23 protein-coding genes are annotated in these 24,659 nt (G+C 59.0%); 7 read left to right on the forward strand and 16 right to left on the reverse strand.

Annotation, left to right across the window (positions count from 1 at the left end):
* Nucleotides 1–70: 70 nt before the first annotated feature.
* From AC3EMP_RS27485 to AC3EMP_RS27500, 4 genes are all read left to right on the forward strand, one after another.
* Nucleotides 71–1,270 (forward strand): ABC transporter substrate-binding protein, encoded by a 1,200-nt coding sequence (locus AC3EMP_RS27485; protein ID WP_352713779.1) that lies wholly within the window; start codon nucleotides 71–73, stop codon nucleotides 1,268–1,270.
* Between the two features lie 13 nt (nucleotides 1,271–1,283).
* Nucleotides 1,284–1,997, forward strand: a complete 714-nt coding sequence (locus AC3EMP_RS27490) for a thermonuclease family protein (RefSeq protein ID WP_245260618.1) — start codon at nucleotides 1,284–1,286, stop codon at nucleotides 1,995–1,997.
* Nucleotides 1,998–2,162: 165 nt separating this feature from the next.
* Nucleotides 2,163–2,915, forward strand: coding sequence for a GGDEF domain-containing protein (locus AC3EMP_RS27495; protein ID WP_023687765.1), 753 nt, complete (start codon nucleotides 2,163–2,165; stop codon nucleotides 2,913–2,915).
* Nucleotides 2,916–3,017: 102 nt separating this feature from the next.
* Nucleotides 3,018–3,257: a hypothetical protein gene (locus AC3EMP_RS27500; protein ID WP_023696398.1), complete on the forward strand. Its 240-nt coding sequence runs from the start codon at nucleotides 3,018–3,020 to the stop codon at nucleotides 3,255–3,257.
* Here the strand turns inward: AC3EMP_RS27500 and AC3EMP_RS27505 are convergent.
* From AC3EMP_RS27505 to AC3EMP_RS27525, 5 genes are all read right to left on the reverse strand, one after another.
* Nucleotides 3,233–3,643, reverse strand: a complete 411-nt coding sequence (locus AC3EMP_RS27505) for an acetate/propionate family kinase (RefSeq protein ID WP_023807288.1) — start codon at nucleotides 3,641–3,643, stop codon at nucleotides 3,233–3,235. The two genes, AC3EMP_RS27500 and AC3EMP_RS27505, sit on opposite strands and share 25 nt — an antisense overlap.
* A gap of 1,056 nt (nucleotides 3,644–4,699) precedes the next feature.
* Nucleotides 4,700–4,891, reverse strand: coding sequence for a hypothetical protein (locus tag AC3EMP_RS27510; protein ID WP_352594923.1), 192 nt, complete (start codon nucleotides 4,889–4,891; stop codon nucleotides 4,700–4,702).
* A 1,120-nt stretch (nucleotides 4,892–6,011) separates the two neighbouring features.
* A complete protein-coding gene (locus tag AC3EMP_RS27515; protein WP_023824750.1) occupies nucleotides 6,012–6,281 on the reverse strand; it encodes a hypothetical protein in 270 nt (89 codons plus the stop codon).
* Between the two features lie 98 nt (nucleotides 6,282–6,379).
* On the reverse strand, nucleotides 6,380–6,613 hold the full coding sequence (locus AC3EMP_RS27520) for a hypothetical protein (RefSeq protein ID WP_023670915.1): 234 nt from the start codon (nucleotides 6,611–6,613) through the stop codon (nucleotides 6,380–6,382).
* Nucleotides 6,600–6,896 carry a hypothetical protein gene (locus AC3EMP_RS27525; protein WP_023824749.1) on the reverse strand — a complete coding sequence of 99 codons (297 nt, stop codon included), beginning with the start codon at nucleotides 6,894–6,896 and terminating at the stop codon, nucleotides 6,600–6,602. Before AC3EMP_RS27525 ends, AC3EMP_RS27520 begins: the two co-directional genes overlap by 14 nt.
* 179 nt (nucleotides 6,897–7,075) lie before the next feature.
* Here AC3EMP_RS27525 and AC3EMP_RS27530 point away from each other — a divergent pair, with 179 nt between their 5' ends.
* Nucleotides 7,076–7,588, forward strand: a complete 513-nt coding sequence (locus AC3EMP_RS27530; RefSeq protein WP_023753040.1) for a response regulator — start codon at nucleotides 7,076–7,078, stop codon at nucleotides 7,586–7,588.
* Between the two features lie 546 nt (nucleotides 7,589–8,134).
* On the opposite strand, the gene AC3EMP_RS27535 is transcribed toward AC3EMP_RS27530, so the two are convergent.
* Nucleotides 8,135–8,359: a hypothetical protein gene (locus AC3EMP_RS27535; RefSeq protein WP_196813616.1), complete on the reverse strand. Its 225-nt coding sequence runs from the start codon at nucleotides 8,357–8,359 to the stop codon at nucleotides 8,135–8,137.
* A 714-nt stretch (nucleotides 8,360–9,073) separates the two neighbouring features.
* Between AC3EMP_RS27535 and AC3EMP_RS27540 the strand changes: the two genes are divergently transcribed.
* Nucleotides 9,074–10,504, forward strand: coding sequence for a coiled-coil domain-containing protein (locus AC3EMP_RS27540; protein ID WP_352712169.1), 1,431 nt, complete (start codon nucleotides 9,074–9,076; stop codon nucleotides 10,502–10,504).
* A gap of 291 nt (nucleotides 10,505–10,795) precedes the next feature.
* On the opposite strand, the gene AC3EMP_RS27545 is transcribed toward AC3EMP_RS27540, so the two are convergent.
* From AC3EMP_RS27545 to AC3EMP_RS27585, 9 genes are all read right to left on the reverse strand, one after another.
* Nucleotides 10,796–12,091: an HlyD family type I secretion periplasmic adaptor subunit gene (locus tag AC3EMP_RS27545; RefSeq protein ID WP_352712175.1), complete on the reverse strand. Its 1,296-nt coding sequence runs from the start codon at nucleotides 12,089–12,091 to the stop codon at nucleotides 10,796–10,798.
* 71 nt (nucleotides 12,092–12,162) lie between these two features.
* Nucleotides 12,163–13,875 carry a type I secretion system permease/ATPase gene (locus tag AC3EMP_RS27550; RefSeq protein ID WP_352712168.1) on the reverse strand — a complete coding sequence of 571 codons (1,713 nt, stop codon included), beginning with the start codon at nucleotides 13,873–13,875 and terminating at the stop codon, nucleotides 12,163–12,165.
* A 334-nt stretch (nucleotides 13,876–14,209) separates the two neighbouring features.
* The gene (locus AC3EMP_RS27555) at nucleotides 14,210–15,124 is read right to left on the reverse strand and encodes a class I SAM-dependent methyltransferase (RefSeq protein WP_023714702.1); all 915 of its coding nucleotides are present in this window, start codon (nucleotides 15,122–15,124) and stop codon (nucleotides 14,210–14,212) included.
* Between the two features lie 71 nt (nucleotides 15,125–15,195).
* Nucleotides 15,196–16,455 carry a polysaccharide biosynthesis/export family protein gene (locus AC3EMP_RS27560; protein WP_023714703.1) on the reverse strand — a complete coding sequence of 420 codons (1,260 nt, stop codon included), beginning with the start codon at nucleotides 16,453–16,455 and terminating at the stop codon, nucleotides 15,196–15,198.
* The gene (locus AC3EMP_RS27565) at nucleotides 16,442–17,719 is read right to left on the reverse strand and encodes a hypothetical protein (RefSeq protein ID WP_023821910.1); all 1,278 of its coding nucleotides are present in this window, start codon (nucleotides 17,717–17,719) and stop codon (nucleotides 16,442–16,444) included. The genes AC3EMP_RS27560 and AC3EMP_RS27565 overlap by 14 nt, the downstream gene beginning before the upstream one ends.
* The gene (locus AC3EMP_RS27570; RefSeq protein WP_023691489.1) at nucleotides 17,716–18,720 is read right to left on the reverse strand and encodes an SDR family NAD(P)-dependent oxidoreductase; all 1,005 of its coding nucleotides are present in this window, start codon (nucleotides 18,718–18,720) and stop codon (nucleotides 17,716–17,718) included. Before AC3EMP_RS27570 ends, AC3EMP_RS27565 begins: the two co-directional genes overlap by 4 nt.
* A gap of 44 nt (nucleotides 18,721–18,764) precedes the next feature.
* Nucleotides 18,765–19,439 carry a sugar transferase gene (locus AC3EMP_RS27575; RefSeq protein ID WP_023681043.1) on the reverse strand — a complete coding sequence of 225 codons (675 nt, stop codon included), beginning with the start codon at nucleotides 19,437–19,439 and terminating at the stop codon, nucleotides 18,765–18,767.
* Nucleotides 19,436–20,587 (reverse strand): DegT/DnrJ/EryC1/StrS family aminotransferase, encoded by a 1,152-nt coding sequence (locus AC3EMP_RS27580; RefSeq protein WP_023681042.1) that lies wholly within the window; start codon nucleotides 20,585–20,587, stop codon nucleotides 19,436–19,438. The genes AC3EMP_RS27575 and AC3EMP_RS27580 overlap by 4 nt, the downstream gene beginning before the upstream one ends.
* Nucleotides 20,588–20,636: 49 nt before the next feature.
* Nucleotides 20,637–21,365, reverse strand: coding sequence for a nucleotidyltransferase family protein (locus AC3EMP_RS27585; RefSeq protein ID WP_023681041.1), 729 nt, complete (start codon nucleotides 21,363–21,365; stop codon nucleotides 20,637–20,639).
* A gap of 634 nt (nucleotides 21,366–21,999) precedes the next feature.
* On the opposite strand from AC3EMP_RS27585, the gene AC3EMP_RS27590 reads away from it, so the two are divergent.
* A complete protein-coding gene (locus AC3EMP_RS27590; protein WP_023681040.1) occupies nucleotides 22,000–22,677 on the forward strand; it encodes a LuxR C-terminal-related transcriptional regulator in 678 nt (225 codons plus the stop codon).
* 101 nt (nucleotides 22,678–22,778) lie between these two features.
* Here the strand turns inward: AC3EMP_RS27590 and AC3EMP_RS27595 are convergent, their stop codons facing one another.
* Entirely contained in the window at nucleotides 22,779–24,497 is a 1,719-nt protein-coding gene (locus AC3EMP_RS27595; protein WP_352594903.1) for a sensor histidine kinase, read from the reverse strand.
* Between the last annotated feature and the right edge of the window lie 162 nt (nucleotides 24,498–24,659).

The raw sequence follows: 24,659 nt of genomic DNA on the forward strand, positions 1-24,659 counted from the left end.
GAGGCAAGTCTGCCGTAAGATGAACGGATGAGACCGGGACAAATACCCGGCGGGATATGAGGGAGGCATCATGGATTCTGGCCGGCAGCGACACGGTTCGTGGACGTGGGCGATCGTCTTTGCGTTAGCTGGCATAGTGTCGGGCTGCCAGTCGAAAGGCAGCGTCTCGGACGCGCTCGACCCGGCGGCGATCGCCGCACCTGGAGCGCCGGTCACCGGCGCCGTTGCCGGTCCCGCCCAGGCGACGCAATCGCTCGGCACGGGATCGACGAAGGTCACGATGCTGCTGCCTTTGTCGGCCCCGGGCAACGCCGGCGAAAACGGCAGGAAGATGCTCGATGCGACCAAGCTCGCGATGGCCGACCTTGGAAATGTCCTGCTCACGGTCACGGTCGAGGACACCAAGGGCGACAGCGCGCACGCCAGCGAATTGGCTGTGAAGGCGATCACCACTGGAACCAAGATCGTCATCGGCCCGGTCGAACTCGCGGCCGCGCAGCACATAGCCAAGCTCTCGGGATCGAAGCGACCGCCGGTGCTGGCGCTGGCCGACAATTTCGCCGGCGGCCCGGGCGTCTATGCGGTGCGCCTCAACGAGGCCGACAGCGCGGCCGCGGGCGCAGCCGGCCTGGCGGCCAAAGGCAGCAAGAAGTTCGTGTTGCTCGTTGCGGCGGGCGCGAATGCCGGCGTGGTTGAAAAGCGGGTCGCCAACAGCCTCAGCATCTATGGCGCGACACTCGCCGTCACCATTCCGTATCCGGCCGGCGATGGCGGCACCAAAGTGGTCAATGATGCGGGCTCGCTGGTCGAGGCTCCCGATGCCATCATCATCGCCAGCGGCGACGACAATCCGGCGCAGATCCTTGCGGCGCTCAAAACGAAAGGCATTCCCGGAAAAGCAGTCGCCGTCATTGGAACCAACCGCTGGCTGGAACATCCGATGGAGCCGCTGTTTGAAGGCTCCTATATCGCCACGCTCGACCCAACCGAAACCGGCCCAATCGCCGACCGCTTCAAGACGACCTACAATTATCCAGCCGACGCCAATGTCGCCTACGCCTATGATATGGTCGCCCTGACAGCAGGAATTGCAAGTTCGGCCGGGCCTGACGGCTTCAGCAAGCAGGTGCTCGAAAATCGGAGCGGATTTCGCGGATCGACCGGCCTGTTCCGGTTTCGGGCGGATGGCTCCAGTGAGCGATCCATGCCCTTCTATCAGGTTCAAAAAGGTGCACTCAAGCTGGTCGCCAAATCGACATCGGGGTATTGAGGGGCAAGGAACCTTGCTTGAGTTGATGGGCTGGCCGAGGCACAATCGCTTGATAGCGCTCGGAAGCCTGCTCCTCCTGGCCGGGGTCTTGTTGATCATCCGGGCCGCCGATCTGCTTCCCATCGATCGGCCGATACCAGCGCCGCGTCAATCCATCGACGATAGCCAGCCACTGCGACCAGTTGCGACCGTCGCCAATACGCCATGGCGAGGACGGGCACGCAAGATTGCTCAGGACCTTATCGCGCCGCCACAGCTTGATTCGGCGCAAATCGAACGGGTCGAGCCGCGCCCGCCGCTCAGCGACCTTGGTCTGGCCGCGCCTGCAGGGATGCGAATGCCAAAGGATTGGAAAGAGGTCCTGCTGTACCAACCGGTTGCTACCTCGTCGGCAACCTTCGAATCGATGGGGCGCAAGGTAGCCATCAGCGGGATCCAAGGCATTGACCTGGATGAGACCTGTTCCTTTCGTGGCATCGCCTGGCCTTGCGGCCAGCGTGCGCGCGCGACGTTCAATTCCTGGCTGCGCGGCCGGGCGCTGAAATGCGTCGTGCCGCCGGAAATCGATCGTTTTGCCATTGCGGCACCGTGCAGCTTGGGCAAGCAGGATGTCGGCGCGTGGCTTGTTTCCAATGGCTGGGCGACGGCCTTGGCGAATGGAATCTATGGCAAGGCGGAGGCAGTGGCCAGAGACGCGCAGATGGGGATATTCGGCCCGCCGCAATAGCCGATAATTCGGTGTCGTTGCTTTTGCCGCCGTAGCCTTGCTTTTGAAGGGCTGATTTCGGGCCGATGGTAGGTGATTGCGCCATTACTAAAATTGTATGTTTCCTCGAAACTGAAAGTGCAGCACCTTGGCCTTATGACAGCCGATCAGGCGGGAGATTGGCTAATGATGACACCAATGGCGAATAGCTCGCCCCGGCAATGGAAAGATATCGCATGGCTGACTGCCCTGGGATCGGCGGGAATTCTGCTCCTCTCGGTTGGCCTAAATTATCTGCTTCTGTTCTCGGAAGCCTTGACGCCCTTCGGCCGCAGCATGGTCACCGCGATCCTGTTGCCGGTCATCGTCGGTGGCCCACTTTTCCTGTTCATTGGACTGCAGCGGACCGAGCTCGTCCGTTATCGAAGAGAACTCAACAAGTCGGCGACCTTTGACAGCCTGACAGGCTGCCTCAACCGGACAGTCTTCACGTCGATGGTCGAAAGGAGAGCAACCAGGCCGGAATCGTCTGGTCCAAGATCTGGCGCCTTCCTGGTCATTCATCCCGAACACATCAGGTCCATCAATCTGCGCTTCGGCCTTGGCTGGGGTGACGAAGCCTTGCGGCTCATAGCCTCGACCATCCAGTCATCGGTACGCAAGGAAGATCTGGTGGGCCGGATCGGAACCTCCATGTTCGGGGTCTTTCTGCCCGGTGCGACAGAAGACGACGCCAGGGAGATCGGCGACCGTATCCGGGCGCGCGTGGCCCAAGCCTATTTCGCGCCAAAAGGAACCGCGGACACGCTGACCATCAGCGTCGGCGGCGTGGTGTTTGAAAACGAGTTGGAATTCGAGGACATGTTCCGATCGGCGGAATCGCTGTTATCCGGCGTCGAACGCCAGCCCGGATTTCAATTGTCGCACCTCCACAACTAGCTGAAACAAGTCGTTGCCGGAGGAACACCGCCGCAAATGTCTTGCCGCACGGCTGCGGCAGCGATCATCTTGGCCCTTGTTGCCAAACCGGACGATTGACCCATGGGCGGTTTCAACCCGTGGGAGGTCTGGTTCCTGACGGTGCTGACGGCATCGCCGCGCATCGCTGGCAGTATTTGCCGGACCGACCAAGTTCTGGTTGCCGCTGGTTGCAGCAACCTTGATCGCCTTGATGGCCGGCTATCGGACCATGCTGCTGCCGCCGAACTCCTGACAGGTCGAGACACCCGCCGCGCCAGTAGCATCAGGTTCGGCGCTCAGGGCACGAGCGACAAAGCTTGAGGGCGCACAGATAGCAGCTGGATCCCCACGGCTCTCTCTTCATCCGTGGGGATCACAAGCACGTCGACGTCGGAACCAGCAAGGCTGATGACCTCGTCGCCTCGTCCATTCAGCTTGTGGTCGATATTAACCGCAAGCCAGCCGGCCACAGCCCCGGCCCTCTCTCGAATACATTGGGCGTTTTGGCCTACGCCTGCCTTGAACACCAGCGTGTCCAGTCCGCCTATCGCAGCGGCCAGCGACCCGATCTCGCGTGCGATACGATAGACGAAGAGATCGACTGTTTCGGCGGCAAGAGGATCATCGGAGTCGATTAGCGTCCGCATATCACCGGATATCCCTGACACTCCGAGCAGGCCGGATTGCTCGTAGAGAAGGGTGACCAATCGTCCGTCTGCAGCTTCCGGTCATTCAGCTGCGCGCTTTGCCCCAGCCAGCCCACGCGCCTTTCTCGTTCGCCGGGCTTTGGGCTTACAATTCCAATCTCGACATAACCAGCTGCACCAGCATCACATGATCAACAGCCTCTCATTCTCTACCAGGCATACTATGACGCCTGGCTGGACCCGGGGACCAAAGGACCAGCCTCAAGGACATTCTCAGCCACGACTTCGACGGTCAGCTGCAATTCAACCGCGTTGGACGTGAGGTGAACACGAGCGCCGTCAACAAATTTCCCAACGACCATCCCGGCCTGGTCGGGCGGAGCCGGCGACTTTTTCTGTTCGCCGAAATCGTCAAGCACGCCCCTGCTGGGGCGAAGCTTTCTAAAGCACGCTCCGACCACATATTTTAGGAGGGCGGGATGACAGAGCGTGAGAGATCGTCGCGAATGCATGGGCACTGGCTACGGGCGCACAACAAATCCTAGAGGCCCTTCTCATCATGCTGAAAAAGTCGGGAACGTCGCGCGACCTTCGATTGCCGGGTAGCCGGGAAGTGGACCATCAGTTAAGGGTCCGTAGCTAGAGCGTGATAAAGCAGCAAACACACTATCATAGAAACGGCGCTGCCTAGCAGCTGGTCTGCCGTCAGGCCGGAAAAATAGACAAGATGAAACGCCACCAACGCTCTACCAATCACGGTTCGGAACACTGCCGAAATGACCGTTAGACGGCGCTAATGTTCCGGTCTGGACTCGCTACCGCTTTGGAAGCATTCTGCACTCGGGGGAGAGGGCGTGGGCAAAGTCCAGCGTCATCAAGGTGCGGATCAGGCCGACCGCTGGCGCAAGAACGCAAAGGGGCGGTGGATGTGGCGACGGCAATATCTGCCGGCGCTGGTGATGGTTCCCTGACCGGCTCATCCCAGCTGGCTGGCTGAGTGGCACCCGCACGGCCGGCGCGGGGAGCCGCGATATCAAGGGCAACATTTCCACCAGTACCGATGAGCGATTTATCACGTTCCAGGGCAGGAGCATTACTGGAAGACGACGATCAGTTTCAGTACAGCGAGCGCTGGCTGTGCAGCGAGGCAGAGGCATGGGCCGTCGGCTGGCGCAAAGCAAGGCGGTAGCGCGGTAGCCACCACCATGTGCAGGCCAACCAGCCCGTCATCATGGTCCGAACCTGATCGCACCCGCCGACCTTGGTCTCAACGTCGTTGATTGGCACTGCCACGCGGCTTTCCTTCATTCGCATGGTTCGCAGACATTAGCATGATCGCATACTCTCATCATCCAGCGTCGTCTCCCTCACAAAGCAGCGCCGGTAAGGCTCGGCGCCCTTCTTGTTTGTCCCATGTGCCAAAGGAGGTCGCCGGGCCTGCCGTTGCTCATCTTTGCGGGTTGCTCCTGATGGCTCCGCTTGGCGCCGTGGCCCTGCGTCTTCCTTCAGGTAAGGCCGGCGAGGCGCTTGTCAGACGGCCTGGCATGTAGGATTATGGTCCTCGTTGCGGCGACGCCCTCAATGGAGAGCGCCAATGGCCAGAACAAACCTTCCGAACAGCTTTCCCGGGCTGAAATCGAGCGCTTCCTGGCGGCAGCCGAAGCGCTGCACAAGAGCATCGCCGGGCCGCTCCTGGCGTACCACAGGGAGCACTGCCAAGCTCTACCTGAGGCCCATGGACCCCTGTTGAAGTCGATTGAGACGGTCACCGGCCAGAAGGCGCAGTTCATCCGCTGGAACGGGACAGGACCGGCACAGCCCCGGAGAAGCCTCCGGGCTGGTTCTCCTCGCGCAACTCTCGCGCCGCATCACCTCTAAGAGCAGTTGGAACGCTTTCGATTTCGCCGTTGATTTGGTCGGCAGGGATGCCAGGCTTCTCGGCCGCTGTCATCAATTGGTCTGCTAAGTCGCTGGCGGCGATCGGATCGCCCCGCGTCACAATCGCGGCGCGGAGGGGTTTTATTAGCTCCCCCTCATCTTGACGCCGGTGCCGGCTGCTCCAAAGTGTTGGGCATGGCTCGGGGAAGTATCAAAGTTGGCGACGAGGTCGCAGTCACGGCGATTGTGCGCAGCCGGGTGACGCCCGATCGCATAAGCGTGACGATCCCCTCCTACGACTTCCCGCATTCTGTTGTCGATTCGACTTCGAAGGCTGTAATTGGCCAGCATATGGAATTGATCGGCCCTGTCACACGCATCGACGGGGACAAGGTAACCGTCAGCCTCCGGCCATTGGTGACTGTCGACGCCGAGCACGTGCGCCTGGTCGAAAGCCACGTGGCACTTCCGCGAGCGCGAAAAAGGCCGCTCGTTGACAAAGTTTAACTTGCCTGCCCACCCCAGGAACAGCCCACTGAAACTTTCTCCTTCACATCGGCTCTGGTCGCCTCCCGCTAGCTGCCGGCGCGTTGCGATATCGGCACAGTAGACGGGTTGGCATTTCCGAACTTTCCGCCATGTCGTCGCGATGACGTTGGCGAAGGCGCTTCAGCAGATCGCGTGAGGCTTGAATCGCCCTGCGCGATTGATCCATGTTCTGGCGAAACGTGGCGCGTTCCTCCATGGACTTCTGCCACTTCAGCAAGGTGGCCGTAGTCGCAGTAGCGGCTTGAGCGATTTCTATGGGCGTTGCAACCATCGCATTCTCCCTAAAAAGGCAATGGTAAACGCAATCTTTATAGGCCCAACGAAACCCTTCTCCAATTAAAAACAACCATACGGCATACGGCAAAATGGCTATTCGTCGGGGCGCTCGACGGCAGCTTCGTCGACCTCGGCCTCCATCTCGTTGTTGACGGTTTTGGTCTTGCCAAAACCGTCCATCGCCACACCGTCAAAGCCCTGCAGCCACGCGTCGGCATGTTCCTGCCAGTAAGCTGGCACCTCACGCTCCTTGCCATCCTTGCGCGCTTGGGCGCCGTACATCCAGGCGTAGGTGGCGCGTTCCTGATCTTTCTTAGGCATGGCCATTTGCATCATCCTCCCGGAAATCCAGCAGCCTTGCGTGCCGCAGCTTCTCTTCGCCTTTGAGGGTCTCGACCCAGCCAACCAGTCCGGGCTTCAGCCACTCGGCCTTTTCCTTTTTATGTCCCTTCGGGACCGGGGCCGCCAACCTTGCCCTGGACACGATCCCAAAGCGCTTGCCGCTCATCGGCATTGAAGTTGACGAGTGCGCCGCCTTTGTAGAGGCCTTTTCAGCCATGATCACCTGGGTAGCTTTGCCGCGCTCGCGCTGTGCACCGATGATTTGCATTTCCTTTTCCTCAAAGCACTTGATCTTGCGCCAAGCGCTCGTTTGCCGCTGCGATATGGACTGCCCTCGAGCTTCGAGACCATGCCTTCTAGCCCGTCTCGTCGACCAGGTGGCAAACGGCGTCACCAGTGCGGCATCGCTCCGCTGAATTGAATGCGCCCGCCGGCAGGGATCATTTCGTGCAGGATCTCGCCGCGATCTTCGGTCGGCATCCCGCGCAGGTCATGATGCGTGGAACCCTGCCGGTTGCTGACCGTTCTCCGTCAATGGAAGCCCCGAACCAACAGAGCCAAACGATCCTCGTGGTTGACGGCGACGTCATCGCCCGATGCGTCATCGCGGACTATCTCCGCCACTGTGGCTACAGGGTGATTGAGGCCCATTTCGCACGTGAGGCGCAACAAGCGTTGAACTATGCGGAGTTCGGTGTGGACACCGTCTTGTGTGACGTTGACCTGCCGGGCAACATGAACGGGTTCCAACTGTCGAAGTGGGTTCGCGAGAACAAGCCCGAGGTCAAAATAGTGCTTTCTGCCGCAGTAGAACGAACTGCGATCGCGGCGGGCGACCTTTGTCAGGAAGGCCCGCACCTTGCGAAGCCGTATGAGCCGGCCAACGTAGTGGACCATATCAGGCGACTGCAGCGTGTTTGGAGCTTACGATCCAGGAACCCTGGTGCAAAGCGCAATTGATCTCTGTCCAGAGCCGAGAGGCTCGTCTGCATACCAATGGTGATTTAGCCCTGCGAACTGGACGCCGCTCAAAGGAAGAACGGCGTATAAGCCGCAGTCCTGCGTGCGGCCGCAACAGTGGACGGTTGTCCCGCGCAGGACGGAGGAAATTCGCCCTCCTGCCGCGGTGAACGGGATACCGTAGGAGCGTCAGCATAGCGCCGGCCACAGGACGGGACGCGGCACCGACTGTCCCCGTCCGGTAGTCCGCATGTTTTGGTCGAAGCCGACCGGCTGAGATCGTGCGCATTTTGGTTCTCGACGGTACGGCCGCTGATCGGCGATGATGCGAGGACCGAGTTGCCCGGAAGAATCGATCTGGTCTTGCACCTTTTTTGCTTCCTCATTCGCGGGGCAGCTTGTGATTTTCCAGCCTGACAGACCCTCCCCTGTCTATAAGAAATTTCCCGACGCATGAGCGCACGTCCAACACAGTGCGGACTCCAATGCTCACCGGCAGCGCGAGAATGGTAACCACCTATCTTGAGGGGAGCGCCACGTGCGTAATCAACGATGCAGCGCTGCAGTTCGCTTGAGAAAACCGCATCTCTTCGTCACCGCCTCATCGAGAGCCACCGCTGCGGCATCCTGAATACAGGTCGGCGATCCGAAAAACATGCATTGCGCAAGATTTTCCAAACTGATGCCAAGACCGGCCCAAGCGTCCATCCTAGCCTGCAGATGCTGTTGAGAGGAACTCGCCGTTGAATATTGTGCTGCGGTAAACCTCATCGCTGATGATCCATAGATTGTGCCGCTCGGCAAATGTGGCAATGATCCTCCTTGCCGAATACATATCCGCCGGGATTGTTTGGGGAATTCAGCAAGATCGCCCGCGTTCGATCTCCTACCGCTGAACGGAGAATATCCTCGGATGCCTTCCGCCGCGCATTTTGCAGCGATAGTTTGACGGGTCGGACCACTGCTCCATCGGCGCGTATTGCCGCTTCGTATGTAGATACCAATGCTCGAGGCAAAGCACCTCGTCGCCAGCTCCGGCAACGGAAGCTTAGTGTGATTGAGCGGCCAGGCGGCCGGTCCCCAATTCGTTCGAATGATGCGCTTGCCTCGCCAATGTCGCATGGTGAGTCAGCCGGCAAACCAAAACACTCAACCGCCGGTTAGGCCCGGCCGCCTGATGCGCCCCACAAGAGGCTGTGCCGGGCCGTTCGTCGGGGCTTCTGCACCTGAGCGTTAATGTGCCCAGGCAACACACCATTGACGCCAAGACGATGGCAAGAAGGGGAGCCGCGCAGTCCTCAAGAATAAGTCAGCAGGCACCTAGACCGATGTAGGGCCTTCCAATCGCAGCTCTCGGCTCCTCGCGGCGCCGGCGCCCTGGCATCGTTTGATTGAACGAAGACGCTGAGTTGAGCTCTCGATACAAAAGCATCTCAGTCCTCGTGCCTCAATGGTTCCGGGCATGCGGCTGCAGGGGATGAAGTCATGAAGTTCAGGGATTTGATCAGACGCGCCGAGGACAATGTGGAGAGGTCGTTCGACGATCTCGAAGCTGACTTGGCTAACGCTGTCGACCAGTGCCTCGATTTGGAGGATGTCGCCGACGTGCCAAACATGGCAGGCGACAACAACGAACAGGATGACAGCGTATGGAGTGAGGGCGGTGCCGGCGACGACGATGATAGCTCGCCGATACCAGCACATCGGCTGACCTCACACACGCAGAGCCGAATTGCTGCCGTGAGCTCGTTTAACGGCTTGTTCCACGATGCCAAGCTCCATTTCGAGGAGATCAACGCAAAAATCTCCGAAATTACAAGCACATGTCAACTGACGTTCGAGTTTTTTCACATCCTTCACGCGGACATTCTCCGTGCCAACGAACTGGAGTTGGCGAATCAAAATCTGATCGCAGATCAAAGGAGCTTGTCGGAAACACTCAATGACCTGAACAGACGGTACTGTGAGCGTCAGGGCACGGTCGAGACATTGCAGCAGCGCCAGGCAAGCCTTGTTCAGGAGTGCAAAGTGCTCCGTGGCGCATTGGCCGCGGCAAGGCTGGAGCTGGTCGAAGCGGCGAACACCACCACAAAGAACGAAGCGGAATTTGGCGACCTCACGAACATGCTTGCCGCCGCAAATGTCGAGGCCGACAGGCGCTCCCGAGAGAACAAACAGCTGCGTGAAAAGAATGTGAGCCTGTCTATTGACCTGGAAAAGGCCATGAAGCGGGAGGAAGAGGCACGGCATAGGCTGGATGCCTTCTCCACGATCCATGCCAACGAAGCTGCGCGAAATTCCGAAATGCTGAGTGCGCTCGGCAAGAGCGAAAAAGAGGCAATCAAGTTGCACACCTCACTCGAGGTTGCGCAGGCGAAGCTATGGGAGGTGACCGAAGCAGCCAGGATTATGCAGGCGGACATGGATGGCGAGCTTAAACGCTGCCAGGCTGAGAACCGAGGATTGCGCTCAGAAATTCAAAGTCTCCAATCGCGCTTCGAACTCGCCTCAATCGCAAACAACGAGGCCGCGGCCGAGATCGCCAGGCTCCAGCTACAATGGAGCGACGCCCTGGCGGAAAAACAGGTGACCGACGAAAGGTTGGCCGCACTCACCGAGGAGGCCGAAACCAACAAGGTGAACCTTTCCAAGATCGCCGCAGATTTTGCACAGCTGTCCATGCAGCAGGCGTCCGATCAGATTGAACTCGATGTGAGACGGCAGGAATGCGAGGACTTGCGGGTCGAAATTGCCTCGGTCAATGCTCGGGTCAGGGAATTGCTGCCCTACAAGAGGTCGCATGGAAGCGCGAACGCCTTGCCGCATACGTCTGACGTGGCAAATGTAGCGGTGACTGCAGACCGAACGGTGCATGCCGCACGCCGTGTCCGCCGCAGGGCCCTCGCCGCGTCGTAGGAAGCAAAGAACCTCTCCTCGTGAGGCAATTGCCCATGTTGATGATCGTGGAACGGTATGCGCTGTTTGTTGCGCAAAAGATGACAGGACACTAACGCTGTTGTCGGGGCAGGACTTGGTGAGGCGGCCAGGAAAATCCTGTTGGGGTATCCTTGTAGCCGGGACAATGTCCCAGACGAGCCTCGCGCGTCGGCCGCAGGCGTCACCCCTGTCGGCATCACGTCGCCTACCCTAATATGTCAGCAAGCACGCCTGCCGTGTTCCCGCGGTCGACCGCTCACAGCCGCCATGTCATTGCCGGAAAGCCCTCGACATCTGGTCGGTAAGCGGCTTCAGCAGATAAGACCAGACGCTGTGTTCGTCCGTACTTATGTGAACCTCCGCTGGCATACCGGGTTTGAGCACTTTGGCATCGGTCAGACAGGTGGACTTGTCTTCGACATTGATGCGCGCCGAGAAATAAGAAAGCTGGCGCTGTTGATCTTTTATCAGGTCCGCCGAGATGCGCTTGACAGACCCTTGGCAGGCAGGCGTGGTGCCGGCGTCGAAAGCCGGAAACCGGATCGAGACCCGCTGACCTGGACGAACGTCATCTATGCGCGACGGCGCAATCAGCGCGTCGACCACAAGGTTGCCGGTGTCAGGGACGATCATCATGAGAACCTCGCCCGCGGCAATCACGCCGCCGATCGTGTGAATGGAAGATTCCTGTACCGTTCCCGATTGCGGAGCGCGGATGGTGGTTTTGGCCAGTTCGTCCTGTGCCACAACCTTGCGCTCGCTGAGTTCGGTTTGCTTGGCTTCCGTTTCACGAAGTTCGCTCGTCACGTCACTACGCCTTTGTTCATCGAGCTGAAGAATTTGCAATTCGGTCTCGCTGATCCGGGCCTGCGCCTCGGCAACTGCCGCCGCGAGGCGCCCCGATTCTCCGTGCGCCCGGGTGGCATCCAGCCTGATGTTGCTAAGTCGCTCTTTGGACACCAGTTTCTTTGTAAAAAGCGCCTGTACATCGACAAGATCGCCATCCAGCAGGACCACGGATTGTTCTTCCGCGGTCTGTTGCGCCTTGAGGCCCTCAACTTGGCGTTCGAGTTGCTTTGAGCGGCTTTGCAATTGTGCCTTCTGCCCGTTGAGGGCCGTAGCGCGGCTTTCGAACAGCGTGCGCTCACCGTTCACCAGGGCAGCCAGTTCCGGCTCGCCCATTCGCGCTTGAAGGCTGAACGGAAGCTGCATCTCCGACAGGCCTTGCCGCTCTGCCTCCAGCCGCACAAGCCGAACCGTTGCCCGATCAAGATCCTTGCTAATTATCTGCAGATTGGCCCGTGTCAGTGTGTCGTCCAACCGTGCCATCACATCGCCGGCCCGTACATGATCCCCGTCTTGCGCGAAGATGCCACCTATCGTGCCGCCCGTCAGATGCTGCACCTTCTTTATGTTGCTCTCGACCACCACGGTCGCAGGCGCAATTACCGCGCCAGCAATCTTGGTCAGACCGAGCCAGAGCCCGCCGCCGGCAAGCAACGTAACCGTGACCGCCGCCCCCAGGATCAGGTTGGCCCTGATTCCATCGCGCGTGCCCGAAATCATCGCGTTGCGCCGGCTCCCATTGCCGATCGGGGCCGATGGAGCCATCGTCGCCTCAGACAAAAAAATATCCCTCATGCATGACCGCTCACCCCTTTGTGCATCGCGACGGCCGCTGCCGGGCGTTCAACAGGCGCAGCAAAGGGGCGGATGACGTTGGCCAGGACCTCCTCGCGTGAGCCGAAGGCGTGAAGCATCCCATTGGACATTACGAGTACCCTGTCGATGTTGGTAAGGGCAGAAGGACGGTGCGCAACTACGATGACGATGCCTCCACGTCTGCGCACTGCCAGGATCGCGCCGGCCAAGGCGGTATCGCCATCGACGTCCAGATTTGAATTCGGCTCGTCCAGAACGACGAGAAACGGATCGCCGTAAAGTGCCCTGGCAAGCCCTACGAGTTGCCGCTGTCCAGCCGACAACGCTGTTCCTCCCTCGCCCATGCGAGTTTGAAAACCGTTCGGCAATCGCAGGATCATTTTGTCGACGCCCGCTGCCTTGGCAGCTGCAAGCACGCCCTTGGCGTCGCCCTTCCCGCCAAATCGCGAAATGTTATCGGCAACCGTTCCATCAAACAGTTCGACGTCCTGGGGCAGGTAGCCAATATGTGCGCCAAGACGTTCTTGGTCCCATTGGTCAAGCGAGGCGTCGTCCAGCCTCACCGTGCCGCGAAGTGGCTGCCAGACGCCCACCAGCGCGCGCACAAGCGTGCTTTTGCCAGAACCGCTCGGGCCGACAACGGCCATTCCCGTCCCTGCGGCCAGGCGGAAGCTGACATTGGCTACCGTCGGTTTTTGCTGGCCCGGTGGCGCTATAGTCAGGTCCTCGACCGCAAGCTCCGCTTGGGGGCGCGGAAGTTCCATATGTTCGTCCCGGCCAGGAAAAGCGGCCAGGGCCGTTGCCAGTTGCGAATAGCTTTGCCGGAACGCGGCGAAGCCTCGCCAGTTCGCGATAGCGGCGTCAACAGGAGCCAATGAGCGGCCCAGCAAGATGGAGGATGCGATGATCACGCCTGGCGAGGCTTCGCCTCCTATCACCAGGTAGGCACCCAGTCCGAGAACGCAGGACTGCAAGGCCAAACGCAGTGCCCTAGAGAGTGCCCCGGTGGCGCCGACGACGTCGGAAAGCTTCTCTTGGTGCCTCAGATATGCGTTATTGATCTCGCCCCAGCGGTGGGCAAGCCGTGCGGAAAGGCCCATCGCGCGTACGACCTCCGCGTTGCGGCGTCCGGATTCGGCGAGATTGCGCTGCGACACCAGCGTCTCGGACGCGCGTGTCACCGATGTGCGGCCAAGAACTTCCGCCATGACCGTGAGCAGCACGACAATGATCGCACCGCTTGTGGACAACACACCGAGCGCGGGATGCAGGAAATAGATGATCAGCAGGTAAAATGGAATCCACGGCGCGTCGAAGATGACAGTCGGCCCCATTCCGGAAAGGAAGCCGCGTAGCTGATCGAGATCACGGAGGGGCTGTATCCGGTTCGCATCCTGCCCGCCAAAGAGCGGCAAGGACAGCGAGAGGCCGAACACCCTCTGCTTCAAATTCCTATGGACACGATTGCCCACTCGAACCAGCAGGCGCAGCCGCACGAAATCCAGCAGCCCGTAGACAGCGTAAAGACCCAGCATTCCGATGGTGAACCCGACAAGCGTCGGAACGCTCTGCGAAGGTAAAACGCGATCGTAAATTTGCAGCATATAGACCGAGCCGGTCAGGGCGAGAAGGTTTATGACTGCCGAGAAGACGCCGACGCCTACCAGGCCAGGCACGGTCCCAAGCATTGCGCCTCGCAGATCCGACGAACTCCTTCCACCAGGGTTCATGGGTTTCGACCTCCCGTGAGAGATCGTTGCGCAAGCTCACTGGCCCCACTGGGCACGGACATTCTCTTGCTGTTCAGGAGCGTATCCCCTTAGCCTTCTAATATTACGCCCCACTAACATGATTGGACTTTAGTCAAAATGTAGCAAAATCGTGGCGCTGACCCGAGAAACCCGGAACCCACATATTAAATCGGGGGAAAACTGCCGTTCCACCGTATTTAGACGGGGTTTCATGCCGGGCGAGCCACCCCAAGAAAACCGCTGCCTGCCGTTTTCGGGGCTTTCTCGGGATTTAGCGCTTCCTCGCAACAACCAGGAAGTGTTGCGCCAGCTGGCCAGGAACGCAAAGCCTTCTGCAGGCCTTCTCGACAGGCTGCATCATCATTTCACAGAACCCTGGCAACAGGTTTCCCGGCCGAGGCAGGTAACCGTACGGTATCGTCTGCTCGACGGTGAATCCCGAGGCAGTCAGGAGGGCCTTGAACCTCGCTGCGCTCAGCGTGTGGCGAATTGTGCGTCCAGACACTCGATTGAGCAGCCGGCACGCCAGGCCGACGGGCGACGTCGCATTCATGTGAACGTTGCACACAAGCCGCCCGCCATCTTTCAGGTGCTCATTGATCGCTTTCAGTGCATGCCATTTCAGTTCATCCTCTGCGTTCAGGAAAAAACGAAATGCGGTTACCACATCGAACGTCATACCCAACTGCTCCCTTGTAACGTCGACGTGACGCAAACTCACATTGGGCGGTACTTGAGCGCTGTCGAGCATAGTTCTGGAAACGTCGGCGCCAACCACCTCGCTGAAGAGGCCGGCGGCTACCTCGGCGATGCGACCTGTTCCGCATGCGAAATCGAGGCAGTTTCGGCTCGCTCCGCTCAAGGGGCGAAGAACGTCGAGGATCAGGGGCTTTTCGATGTTCCCCCAAAGCGCGCCATAATAGCCGGAACTGTGCGTTTTGTTGTAATGTAGGCCGTAGCCGGGCGCGCAATGGCTGGTCCTGTAGCCGTCCGACACCCAGCCGCCCTGCGCATTGCTCTCCTTGCTGGACGTAAATTCATGCCAATTTCCGGACTCACCGGCGCGCGACCTGGACCGCACAATTCGCGCTGACGGCATATGGGAAGCATAACTTGCAGACTGCGTCATCTGATCCGCGTTCGTTGAGGGTGTCAGGGTCGCTCCCTGGTTGAAAATGCGCCTCACCTTGGATCTCCGTTCAGTTGGGTTCGCCCCCCGATAGAACAGTAAGCTCCGCACGGACTGCGGCTGACGCCCTATTGGACCGCCACACTTTGCAGTTCACTGCTGAATCTGGCTTCGACAGTATCCCCCGGCAGCACAATGGCATCTTCGTCAGCCAACAGCTTGCGCCATTCATTGCCGATCTTGCGCACGATGGTCACCTGGGCCCGTACCGTTTCGCCGGCAATCGGCAATGGCTGTGTGGATGCTCCAGTCGGCTGCAGCTTCTCGCTGGCGGCATGGAGCCTGGCGGTGACATCCGCCAGCCGGGCGTTGGTGTCCTTCAGATCCGTCAGCAAGCCAATCCTCCTTTGATTGTCGTTGCGTTCGTGCTGTCTGACAAAGTCCTCCTGCTGGCGCCGCGCCCTCATCAGCTCGACCGAGGTTTGAAGCGCGCCGCTTGAAGACAGAAGCAACGCGCGCCTGACATCCGCGAGCCGGGTGTTGGTCAGATTGCCTGCATCGAATGCCTTCGTCACTCGCGCCAAATCTTGCTCATCCGCCTTCACGCTCTCGCCCTCTACTCGTTCGCGTTTCTGCAAAACGTCAATCTGCTCGGCAGCGTCCGTCCGGCCCTTCTCCAGAAAATCCTGTTCCTGCCGGAAATCGCTCAGCGCAACCTTCAGCGCCTCTGCTTCAGCCTGTGCCATCGCGGCTACAACGCTCGGCGAAAGAGGTGATCCCTGTGGTGTCTTCTTGTCGAAATCCGCCTGGCCCTGAAGCTCGGCGCGAATGCGGGCAGCGTGAAGGTATTCTTTCGTGTAATCTCCCCAGAGCATTTCGTAATCGCGCTTGAGATCAACCGGATCAGGCCCGGCCTGGCCTGCCCGTGATCGCAAAAGACTGAAGCCGCCGGAAACGGCCAGCGCCTGCCGTACAGTCATGAGCGGACGGTAGGCCTGTTGTCCCGGGGTGAGCACATCGCCCGTTACATAGATCGGGCGATAGTCCGCTATGATCGCTGTGACATCGTCGGGCTCGACAGTAACTGTCTGCTCCCGCCCATCAGTCAGACGCACGTGAAAAATCTTGCTTGGCAAGACCTCTTGCATGCGCCTTTGCAGTTGGGACGCCGTCAGGCCTGCGACCATGATCATTCCAGCCTCCGGAAGGGCGATATTGCCATCCATCTGGACTACGGCGCGCTGCGTCCGATCAGGGATCGGCGCTATTCCTATCTCGACCGTATCGCCAGGTGAGAGTTGATAGGGCTCGACCTCGCCTGCGCAAGCCATCGAGGTTAGCGACATCATCACGACTGCGCCAAGAACGTATCGTCTACTGAAGGTCATTTGCGACAATCTCCTTCCGGTCGAACACCGGCTTCAAAGGCCATTCAACACGACTAACGAAATCATATACCGGGCCACCGGGCACGCCCCAGTTGCTGGACCAGACCACCTGGGAGCCGTCCGGAGAGGGAGAGGCATGCGTCTCGCTCCAGTAGTCGAAGGGCGCGTTGTGCGTGTCTGCGACACGGCGGACCTCTCCACTGCCGTCTAGACGCAGAGCAATGACTTGCTGAGCGTAAGGCGCCCAATCCGGGTGCTGCGATAGTTCGGCTGGCGTGCCGCCATAACTCAGAAACACCCAGCCGGGCCTGCCGAGCGACCTGAGTGACGCATGCATGGCCTCGCCATATTTCATCAGCGAGGTAGCCTTGCCATCAGCCAAGCGGCGCTTGATCACCTGATATTTGTCAGGATCCGATTTGCTGATCCCGACATAGATTTCGCTTCCGTCGGAATCGACCGTCATGTCGCCATGGCCTGGTCGATGGTGCTCCATCCACTTCTGGCGCAATATGCCGTCTATGGAGAAGACGAAACTCGCTTCAATTCCGTCCGGTAATTGCTGGGAACACACTATGTTGATTCCGAGTGGTGAGATTGAGCAGGAGCCGGTTGTTCCCGGGAATTCGGCAAGATCGATATCGGGGAATTTCCGCCGTAGCTTTAGATCGTAGCCAAAGACCACCGCTCTGCCGTCATTGTTCGTTGCACGCACCGCAATCCGGCTGCCGTCGCGGCTCGGATTGCCTTTGTTGGGTCCAAATTTGAGGTTGGAGTACGCTGCGGAGGCAAACACGACGTCCTCATGATCGGTACGTGGGGCCCATGTCGCAATCTGCCGGCCCCCGACACAGATCATCAACTCGGGATCAGTGGGATGCCATTCGCATTCGGTCGCGCGGTTGCGGTGGAACAAAGGCAAGTAGGTTTGTCCGTCGAGAAAGCACAGGCCACCGCAGCCATTGGCGATCAGGAGCAGGCTCTGGTCGGCATTCCAAGCCTGTGCGCTTGAGTAACGGTGGGTGCAGTACTTCTTCCCGCATACACCCGCCCCGCCGAGAACGCCCGGTCTGGTGATCCGTGCGAAAACCATGCCAGACCAAGGATCCCTTGTTTCGGGCACATGGCCCGGCAGGTTGTCCACAACCGCGGTGGCCGCCGCCTCCGCTGCCTTGCTTTGACGGCCACCGGCAACGTAGATGTTGGGAGATATGGCACCGGCAGCCAGCAACAGCGCCAACGCATGACGGCCGCCCAGGGTCATGTCATGTAACCCACTTCGCGCCGTACCCGGCCTTCACTAAGGCGCTCGCGCCACCACGTGATTGTTCGCTCCAGCCCATCGCGCAGGCTGGTCTGTGTCCGCCATCCAGTCTCGCGTTCAAAGCGCGAGGAGTCGGCGAGCAAGGCGCGAACTTCGGAATTTTGCGGCCTCAGGCGCCTTTCATCACGACGGACCGGCTTCTTGCAATCGGTCAACTCAAGAACAATGGCCAATACGTCCGAGACGGTCGCAGCGCGTTGGCTGCCAGCGTTGTAGGCGTGGCCGAACTCGAGCTGGGCGAGACCTGCGGTCAGGAACGCTGTCGCGGTGTCTTCGACATAGGTCAGGTCGCGGATCGGGCTGGTATCGCCGACCATGATCGCAGGACATTTCGGGTCGAGGACTTGCCGGATAATGGTCGGCACGATGGCGCGCTCACTCTGGCGCGGGCCATACGTGTTGAAGGGTCGCATGATGACCACAGGGACATCGAACGACCTGGCGTAAGACTCCGCCATCATGTCAGCGCCGATTTTGGATGCCGAATATGGTGACTGTCCCTGCAGGGGGTGTGTTTCGCCGATCGGCATGGTTTGGGCAGTTCCATAGACCTCGCTCGTGGAGGTATGGATCACCCGCTCCGTCTCCCATAGGCGCGCCGCTTCGAGGACGTTCACCGTGCCCAGGATGTTGGTTTCCACATAGGACTGGGCAGCGGCGTAGGAATATGGAATCGCAATAAGCGCCGCCAGATGAAAAACCGCGGCTTGGCCGCGCATGATCCGGTTAAGGAACGCACTGTCGCGGACGTCACCACGGACGAGCCTCAACTGGCTGCGGATGGTGTCCGGCAGATCGTCTAGCCATCCATGGCTGTCGAAGGAATTGTAAAGGGCAAGGGCTGTGACATCTGCCCCGTTGCGAACAAGCGCCTCGGTGACATGCGAACCGATGAATCCGTCCGCGCCGGTCACCAGGACTTTCTTTCCATTGTAGCTCATCACTGCGCATTCCCTTGGCTGTTTGGAACGCTTCCCTTGGATATTCAAACGTCGATCGGCGGTACCGGAACCCAACCGACCACTGCCAGCACTCCCCGCACCATCCACGCGAGGTCGGAGACGATGGTGCGTCGCGGATAATATGAGAGGTCCAGTGTTGCCTTGGCGGGGAACATGACTTCCCGGTAGAACACGATCGGATCTACGGATTGGGGGAAGTAATGCGCTTCGTGCCGAAAAACGACCTGGGCTGGTCCCAGCAGGCCTGGCTTGTATTGCAGCACGGCCCTAAGCTCGCCCCGGAAACAATCGGCGAAAGCCAGGCTCTCGGGCCGTGGGCCGACGATCGCCATTTCGCCTTTGAGGACATTCCACAGCTGCGGTAGTTCGTCCAGCTTCGTCGCTGCGAGAAAGCGGCCAACGGTGGTCATGCGTGTATCGCCCACGACCGTCAGCGCAAGGCCTTGAGAGCCGCAGTTCACACCGAATTTGCGAAATTTGTACATGCGGAAGGTTCGGCCGCCGGCCCCGATGCGGGTCTGAGCGAACAAGATCGAGCCACCGCCCTCGAGCAGAAGCGCTCCGGCGATCAGCAGCATCAATGGCGCCAATGCGACGGTAGCGATGCCGGCCACCGCAAGATCGATTGCGCGTCTCGCAAAGCCGTGATCAGGATTTGGAACGAACATCCGGTGAAAGGCAGGGTCTAACGCATTCATGCAGCAGTTCCTCTTTGGGCGCCTGCTTTGAGCGCGCCTGTTTTGAGCGCGGCTGCCAGGGCAGCCACGACTGATTCGGCGGCGGCGGAAGTGATCTGGGGGTGCAGCGGAATTGTGAGCTCTCGCTCAGCGAAATCCTCTGTTCGGGGCAAACTCACGCCGGGAAAGCGCTCGCGGTAGAACGTCATTTGGTGCACCGGCGGGTAGTGGATGGTGGTCTGTATGCCCTGTGTCCGCAGCTCGTCGATGACATCCTGCCGGCTCGCGTAGCGCGGCAGGACGATCGGCATGATGTGGTAAGCCGACGTCCGGGGTTCGCTAAATGGAATGACAATGGCTGGGCAACGGTCCGCGATCAGGCGTCGGTACAAGACAGCTATGATACGCCTGATTTCGTTCCACTCTTGCAGGTTCTGCAACTGAACCAGCCCTATTGCCGCTCGCATCTCGTCCATTCGGTAGTTGAACCCGAGCATCGTGACATCATATTGCGGCGTACGACTGTTCAGCCGCTGATGCGTCCCCGTGGTCATTCCGTGCCCGCGGGCCAGGCGAACCCTGTCGAGCAGATCGGGGTCACGTGCGATCACGGCGCCCCCTTCGGCCGTTGTCATGTTCTTGTTGCCATAGAAGCTGAACGCGGCCGCGGCGCCGAATGTCCCGACTTCCCTAAGCCCGGGCGCGTGCGCAGCGTCCTCGATGATATGCAGCCCGCGAAGCCGGGCGAACCGCTGCCATTGTTCCCGATCGGGGAGATACCCGGCGAAGTGAACGAGAATGACCGCTTTCGTGCGCGTCGTGCACCGCGCTTCGGCTTCCGCAACCGAGATCAACGGCACGTCGACGGACTCGATATCGACGAAGACCGGCGTCGCCCCTACATACAGCACCGCATTCGCCGTCGCCACGAACGTCAGCGAAGGAACCAGTACTTCGTCGCCAGGGCCGATGCCCAAAGCATGGAGGAGAAGATGGAGCGCTGCGGTGCAGGAACCAACCGCAACGCAATCTCGCGCGCCATGCATGCCGGCAAAGGCCTGTTCGAACTCTCGTACCCTGTCCCCCATCGTAAGCCAGCCGCTATCAATCACCTGCGACAGGGCTGCCTTCTCTGGCACGCCTAGGATCGGGGCGCTCACCAAGAGCATTTTGACCTCCTGAAAGCCTTGTTAGTGGCTAGACCTCTGCATCAGACTTTCATGCGGCTGCGGCGGCAGCCGCGACCTCGATTGAGGACGACTGATCTTCCCAGGCAATTGCCTGCGCATTCTGGAAGTCATCGACACGACCGATGTCGAGCCAAAGACCGTCATGCTTGTAAACATGCACGGTCGTGCCGCCCTGCATCATCTGCAGCATCAGGTCATCGAACCCAAATGGGATCCCGGACGGAATGAACCGCAGGACATCTGGGTTCATGCAGTAAATCCCCATGCTGACGAGATGGGAAAGCGTCGGCTTTTCCCGGAAGAGCTGGACGGTATTGTCGATCTCGTCGATGACGCCGAAGTCCATCTTGATATGACGGCATGCCGTGGCGATCGTAACGGGATCCCTATGCAAGCGGTGCGCGGCTACAAACCGGCTCAGGCTTAGATCTGTGAGGACATCGCCGTTCAGAACGACAAATGTTTCGTTCAGTTCATCCCTAATCAGAGAGAGAGGTCCGACGGTGCCGAGTGGCTCCATTTCCTGGGTATATTTGATCTTCAAGTTCCATTGCGATCCGTCGCCGCAGACGCTCCGGATCAAATGTCCTAGATACCCTGTCGTAATATATACCTCTTCAATGCCGTTGCGCCGCAGCCACTTCAAAAGCAACTCAAGAACAGGCCTGGCCCCTATCGGCATTAATGGTTTCGGCAGGACCGATGTAAACGGTCGAAGGCGCGTACCCATCCCACCACATTGAATCACCGCTTTCATTCGATCCTCCTGATCTGCAGTTGGCTTTGTTCGGGATCGGTGTTCCATTGTCCGGCCAGGGCACACCCTCAAATCCGGCCAAACCTCGGCGGCAATCCGAACATCATATGCGAAAAGGTATGTGACAGCCGGGGCGGCTGTCGTCGTGCATTCGAATGGTAGGGATTCAAAACGTTCAAGGTATTAGATGGCCACGAGATCAACAGCCGATAGAAGCGCGATTGGGCACTGATCATGACGCCGATAAAACGAAAGCAGTTGCTTTCAAGAAAGCTGCGATCCGCCAGGGCCGGACCGGCCTACAGGTCCGGCGACAGCGGGTGGCGACATAACAGATGTCACATGATTACGATGGTCCTGAACAGCTGGCTTTGGACCCAGAGATGGGAAACCGGCATCGTTTTGCCGACAGGCACCGCACGCCAGGGTTAAAAATCTATGGATGAGCTTCGCAATTTAGTATTATATTAGACGTTCTGGATGTGCGTGGATGGGACGCTGCGGACATCACTGTGATGCGTTGACCAGTGGATGGCCGCCATTTTAGGACCACCACGGATTGTCGATCATAGGCGAATGGGAGGTTCCAGCGGGTTTTCTCGTCGGGAACCGAGTAACGCGTTGGGGTAGTTGCATGGCTCGGATCGTCATTGCCGACGATCACGGCTTATATCGGCGTGGTCTCCGGCTGGCACTCATGGCTGGAATTCCAAGCGCCGAAATATTCGAAGCTTCGTGTTTCGATGCCGCGGTCAATCTTTTAGAGGAGCAGGCGTCCATCGATCTTGCGATCCTCGATCTGAACATGCCTGGGCTGTTCCATCAGGAAGTGCTCAGCGACTTTATGGCTGCCTATCCTGACACTCGCTTTGCGATCGTTTCCGGGGATGATTCCCGCTCGGAGATACTGACCGCGCTTTCGATCGGACTTCACGGGTATATCGTCAAATCGCAGAGCGACGAAGAAGTCGTGCTGGCTGTAAACGAAATCCTCGCTGGCCGGATCTATGTGCCATCTCTCCTATCTCGAACGTCTGCCGACCAGAGATCGCATGCCCCCCCACCTCCGGTTCAAAATGCCAGCCGCCGGCACGAGGGCTCGGGCGACGTCGCTAGGCTGACGTCTAGACAGAAGGACGTCCTCAAGCTGATGGCAGAGGGGTACTCGAATAAGGAGATTGCCCGCAATCTGGACATTGCCGAGGCGACAACGAAAATCCATGCCGCAGCCGTGCTGCGTGAGCTTGGGGTTAGAAACCGTACCGAAGCAGCTGTGTTGCTCCAAAGCTGGCTGACGAGACAGGCGAGTTGACGCATGCCCCTCGAACCGGCCCGAGTTTGCTTGCAGGAAATCGCAGCAAAGGGCCCACACCATCGGTTAATTGGCCAATTCGGCTTCGACTTGGAGGGGCTCTATTGCAATCCAAATTCCTCAATTTCTTTGCGCGATACACGCAGCGAATATCGAAGGCCATCTTCGGTTATTTCCATATTCGGGGAATGACCGACAAGCGGCGTGCTGTCCACACCGATTATCAGTGACCCGAACCCGCGGCGTACGACTTTTGAACTCTTCCGTCGGCCCGATTCCACCCAATCGAACACGAGGTCGTCACCTTCGTCCTCGGATGCAAATCGCCACTTAACTTCGACCTTGCCATTCGGGTCACCCAGCGCACCATGTTTCACCGAGTTTGTCGTCAACTCGTGAAGGATCATCGCCAAGCCCTCGGCGGCGCCGCTTGGCACAGTGAGGGAAGGTCCACTGATCGTAATGTCGCGTGTCTCCTTGAAGGGCTGCAATTCCCGGTCCACGAGTTCATGGAGCATCCCTGACAGGTTGGCATGACGAGAAAGGATGCGATGGGTCGCCTCCAGTGTTCGAATCCAATCGATCAACATCTCCTTGTATTTGGCAACATCATTGTCGGGAATATCGATCATGTTGACCAGAGCTCTAATCACTGGAAACACATTGCTGAACCGATGGCGCTCTTCGCGCATTATGCGCTCGCGTCTCTTTACGGCGGCGCGAAGCAAAGTTGTTTGTCGACGTTCGGTCAGATCCGCCGCCACTCCGATGCGCATTTTGCGGTCGCCGTGCTCTTCCTGCCGTCCACGCAATGCAATCCAGCGTGTGTGACCATCCACTTGCCGGACACGAATCTCGACGTCAAAGTTCAATGCCGATGAAGGCTTTGCCGAGGCGGACAACTTCGGCCAGTCGACGGGATGGATTACCGCCGAGAGTTCTTCCAAGCGGCGGACTGGGGCCGGAGGCAGACCAAGAATGTCCCAGAACTTGCCGGAGCCGGCGACTGTCCCATCCTCAATGTCTATTTGCCATGTGCCCAGGCGCCCGGCAGATACGGCGAGATCGAGCCATTCCTTCTGAGCCCGAAGGGCCTCGCGTGCCGCTTGTCGCTCGGAAATATCGTCAACCACCACGAATACGCTCTCATTTGCCGCCTCGTCCGGCCGCGACGAAGACAGGGCCAGGTGAGCCCAAAATGCCGTGCCATCCTTGCGCAAAACGCGGATATCCGTCGCCGACGCGGTCCCATTGCCCAAATCTTGCAAAAGTTTCCGCACAGTACCTCGATCGTCGGGGAAAATGAGTTCCTCAAGCTCCAGTTGGGCAAGTTCCTTGTGCGCGTAGCCGGTCATCTCCAAAAGCCGTCTGTTCGACTGCAGCAGTTCGCCATGGCGATTGGTATTAGCAAAGCCCAAGGCGGCAGCGTCGATGGCACCGAGCCTCGCTTCTGCCACCCTGAGCGCACCATGCAGATCTTGTCGCAGGCGGTGGAACACAGCTGCGATCAGGCTACCCGAACCCAGAAGGAAGACGGCCCCGGTCCAGTCTCCACCAGTGAGGTGACCGTCCAACAGGTGTCGCATCCACAAGCCGGCGACCGCCATCAGAAGCGTTGCTGCGATGGCAACAAAACGGCCCTCAAGATACACGATGACAACGGTTATGGGGATAAACGCAACAAGCGGCAACGGCTGGCCGCCATATACCGTAGTTATCGCCTCGAATGCTATCGATGCTGCAAACACCAAAAGCGAAGCTAGATGAGCCCACGTAGTGCTCGACACATTCGATTTGAGCCAGCGCAGGTCCGAACCCATGCGCAAAGACTACAACTTTCGGTCTAGTCCGTCGAGACTAGGCCGAAGGGGTGGCACCTAATCCCAATGCCCGATTGCCATGACTTTGCCGGCGAATAAAATCATGGTGTCAGGAGCGCTCTTCAGAAAGGTATATCCAAGAGACGCTGCGGAAAAACCATT

Source organism: Mesorhizobium sp. P160219 (genome assembly GCF_057786095.1).

Bases quoted from the DNA above. Each gene is read 5' to 3' on its own strand.
- AC3EMP_RS27540 (WP_352712169.1), top strand. From the start codon at position 9,074: ATGAAGTTCAGGGATTTGATCAGACGCGCCGAGGACAATGTGGAGAGG.
- AC3EMP_RS27485 (WP_352713779.1), top strand. From the start codon at position 71: ATGGATTCTGGCCGGCAGCGACACGGTTCGTGGACGTGGGCGATCGTC.
- AC3EMP_RS27520 (WP_023670915.1), bottom strand. From the start codon at position 6,613: ATGGCCATGCCTAAGAAAGATCAGGAACGCGCCACCTACGCCTGGATG.
- AC3EMP_RS27575 (WP_023681043.1), bottom strand. From the start codon at position 19,439: ATGAATGCGTTAGACCCTGCCTTTCACCGGATGTTCGTTCCAAATCCT.
- AC3EMP_RS27495 (WP_023687765.1), top strand. From the start codon at position 2,163: ATGATGACACCAATGGCGAATAGCTCGCCCCGGCAATGGAAAGATATC.
- AC3EMP_RS27545 (WP_352712175.1), bottom strand. From the start codon at position 12,091: ATGATTTCGGGCACGCGCGATGGAATCAGGGCCAACCTGATCCTGGGG.
- AC3EMP_RS27595 (WP_352594903.1), bottom strand. From the start codon at position 24,497: ATGGGTTCGGACCTGCGCTGGCTCAAATCGAATGTGTCGAGCACTACG.
- AC3EMP_RS27515 (WP_023824750.1), bottom strand. From the start codon at position 6,281: ATGGTTGCAACGCCCATAGAAATCGCTCAAGCCGCTACTGCGACTACG.
- AC3EMP_RS27585 (WP_023681041.1), bottom strand. From the start codon at position 21,365: ATGAAAGCGGTGATTCAATGTGGTGGGATGGGTACGCGCCTTCGACCG.
- AC3EMP_RS27550 (WP_352712168.1), bottom strand. From the start codon at position 13,875: ATGCTTGGGACCGTGCCTGGCCTGGTAGGCGTCGGCGTCTTCTCGGCA.
- AC3EMP_RS27500 (WP_023696398.1), top strand. From the start codon at position 3,018: ATGGGCGGTTTCAACCCGTGGGAGGTCTGGTTCCTGACGGTGCTGACG.
- AC3EMP_RS27565 (WP_023821910.1), bottom strand. From the start codon at position 17,719: ATGACCCTGGGCGGCCGTCATGCGTTGGCGCTGTTGCTGGCTGCCGGT.
- AC3EMP_RS27510 (WP_352594923.1), bottom strand. From the start codon at position 4,891: ATGAAGGAAAGCCGCGTGGCAGTGCCAATCAACGACGTTGAGACCAAG.
- AC3EMP_RS27525 (WP_023824749.1), bottom strand. From the start codon at position 6,896: ATGCAAATCATCGGTGCACAGCGCGAGCGCGGCAAAGCTACCCAGGTG.
- AC3EMP_RS27535 (WP_196813616.1), bottom strand. From the start codon at position 8,359: ATGAGGTTTACCGCAGCACAATATTCAACGGCGAGTTCCTCTCAACAG.
- AC3EMP_RS27560 (WP_023714703.1), bottom strand. From the start codon at position 16,455: ATGACCTTCAGTAGACGATACGTTCTTGGCGCAGTCGTGATGATGTCG.
- AC3EMP_RS27580 (WP_023681042.1), bottom strand. From the start codon at position 20,587: ATGCTCTTGGTGAGCGCCCCGATCCTAGGCGTGCCAGAGAAGGCAGCC.
- AC3EMP_RS27570 (WP_023691489.1), bottom strand. From the start codon at position 18,720: ATGAGCTACAATGGAAAGAAAGTCCTGGTGACCGGCGCGGACGGATTC.
- AC3EMP_RS27590 (WP_023681040.1), top strand. From the start codon at position 22,000: ATGGCTCGGATCGTCATTGCCGACGATCACGGCTTATATCGGCGTGGT.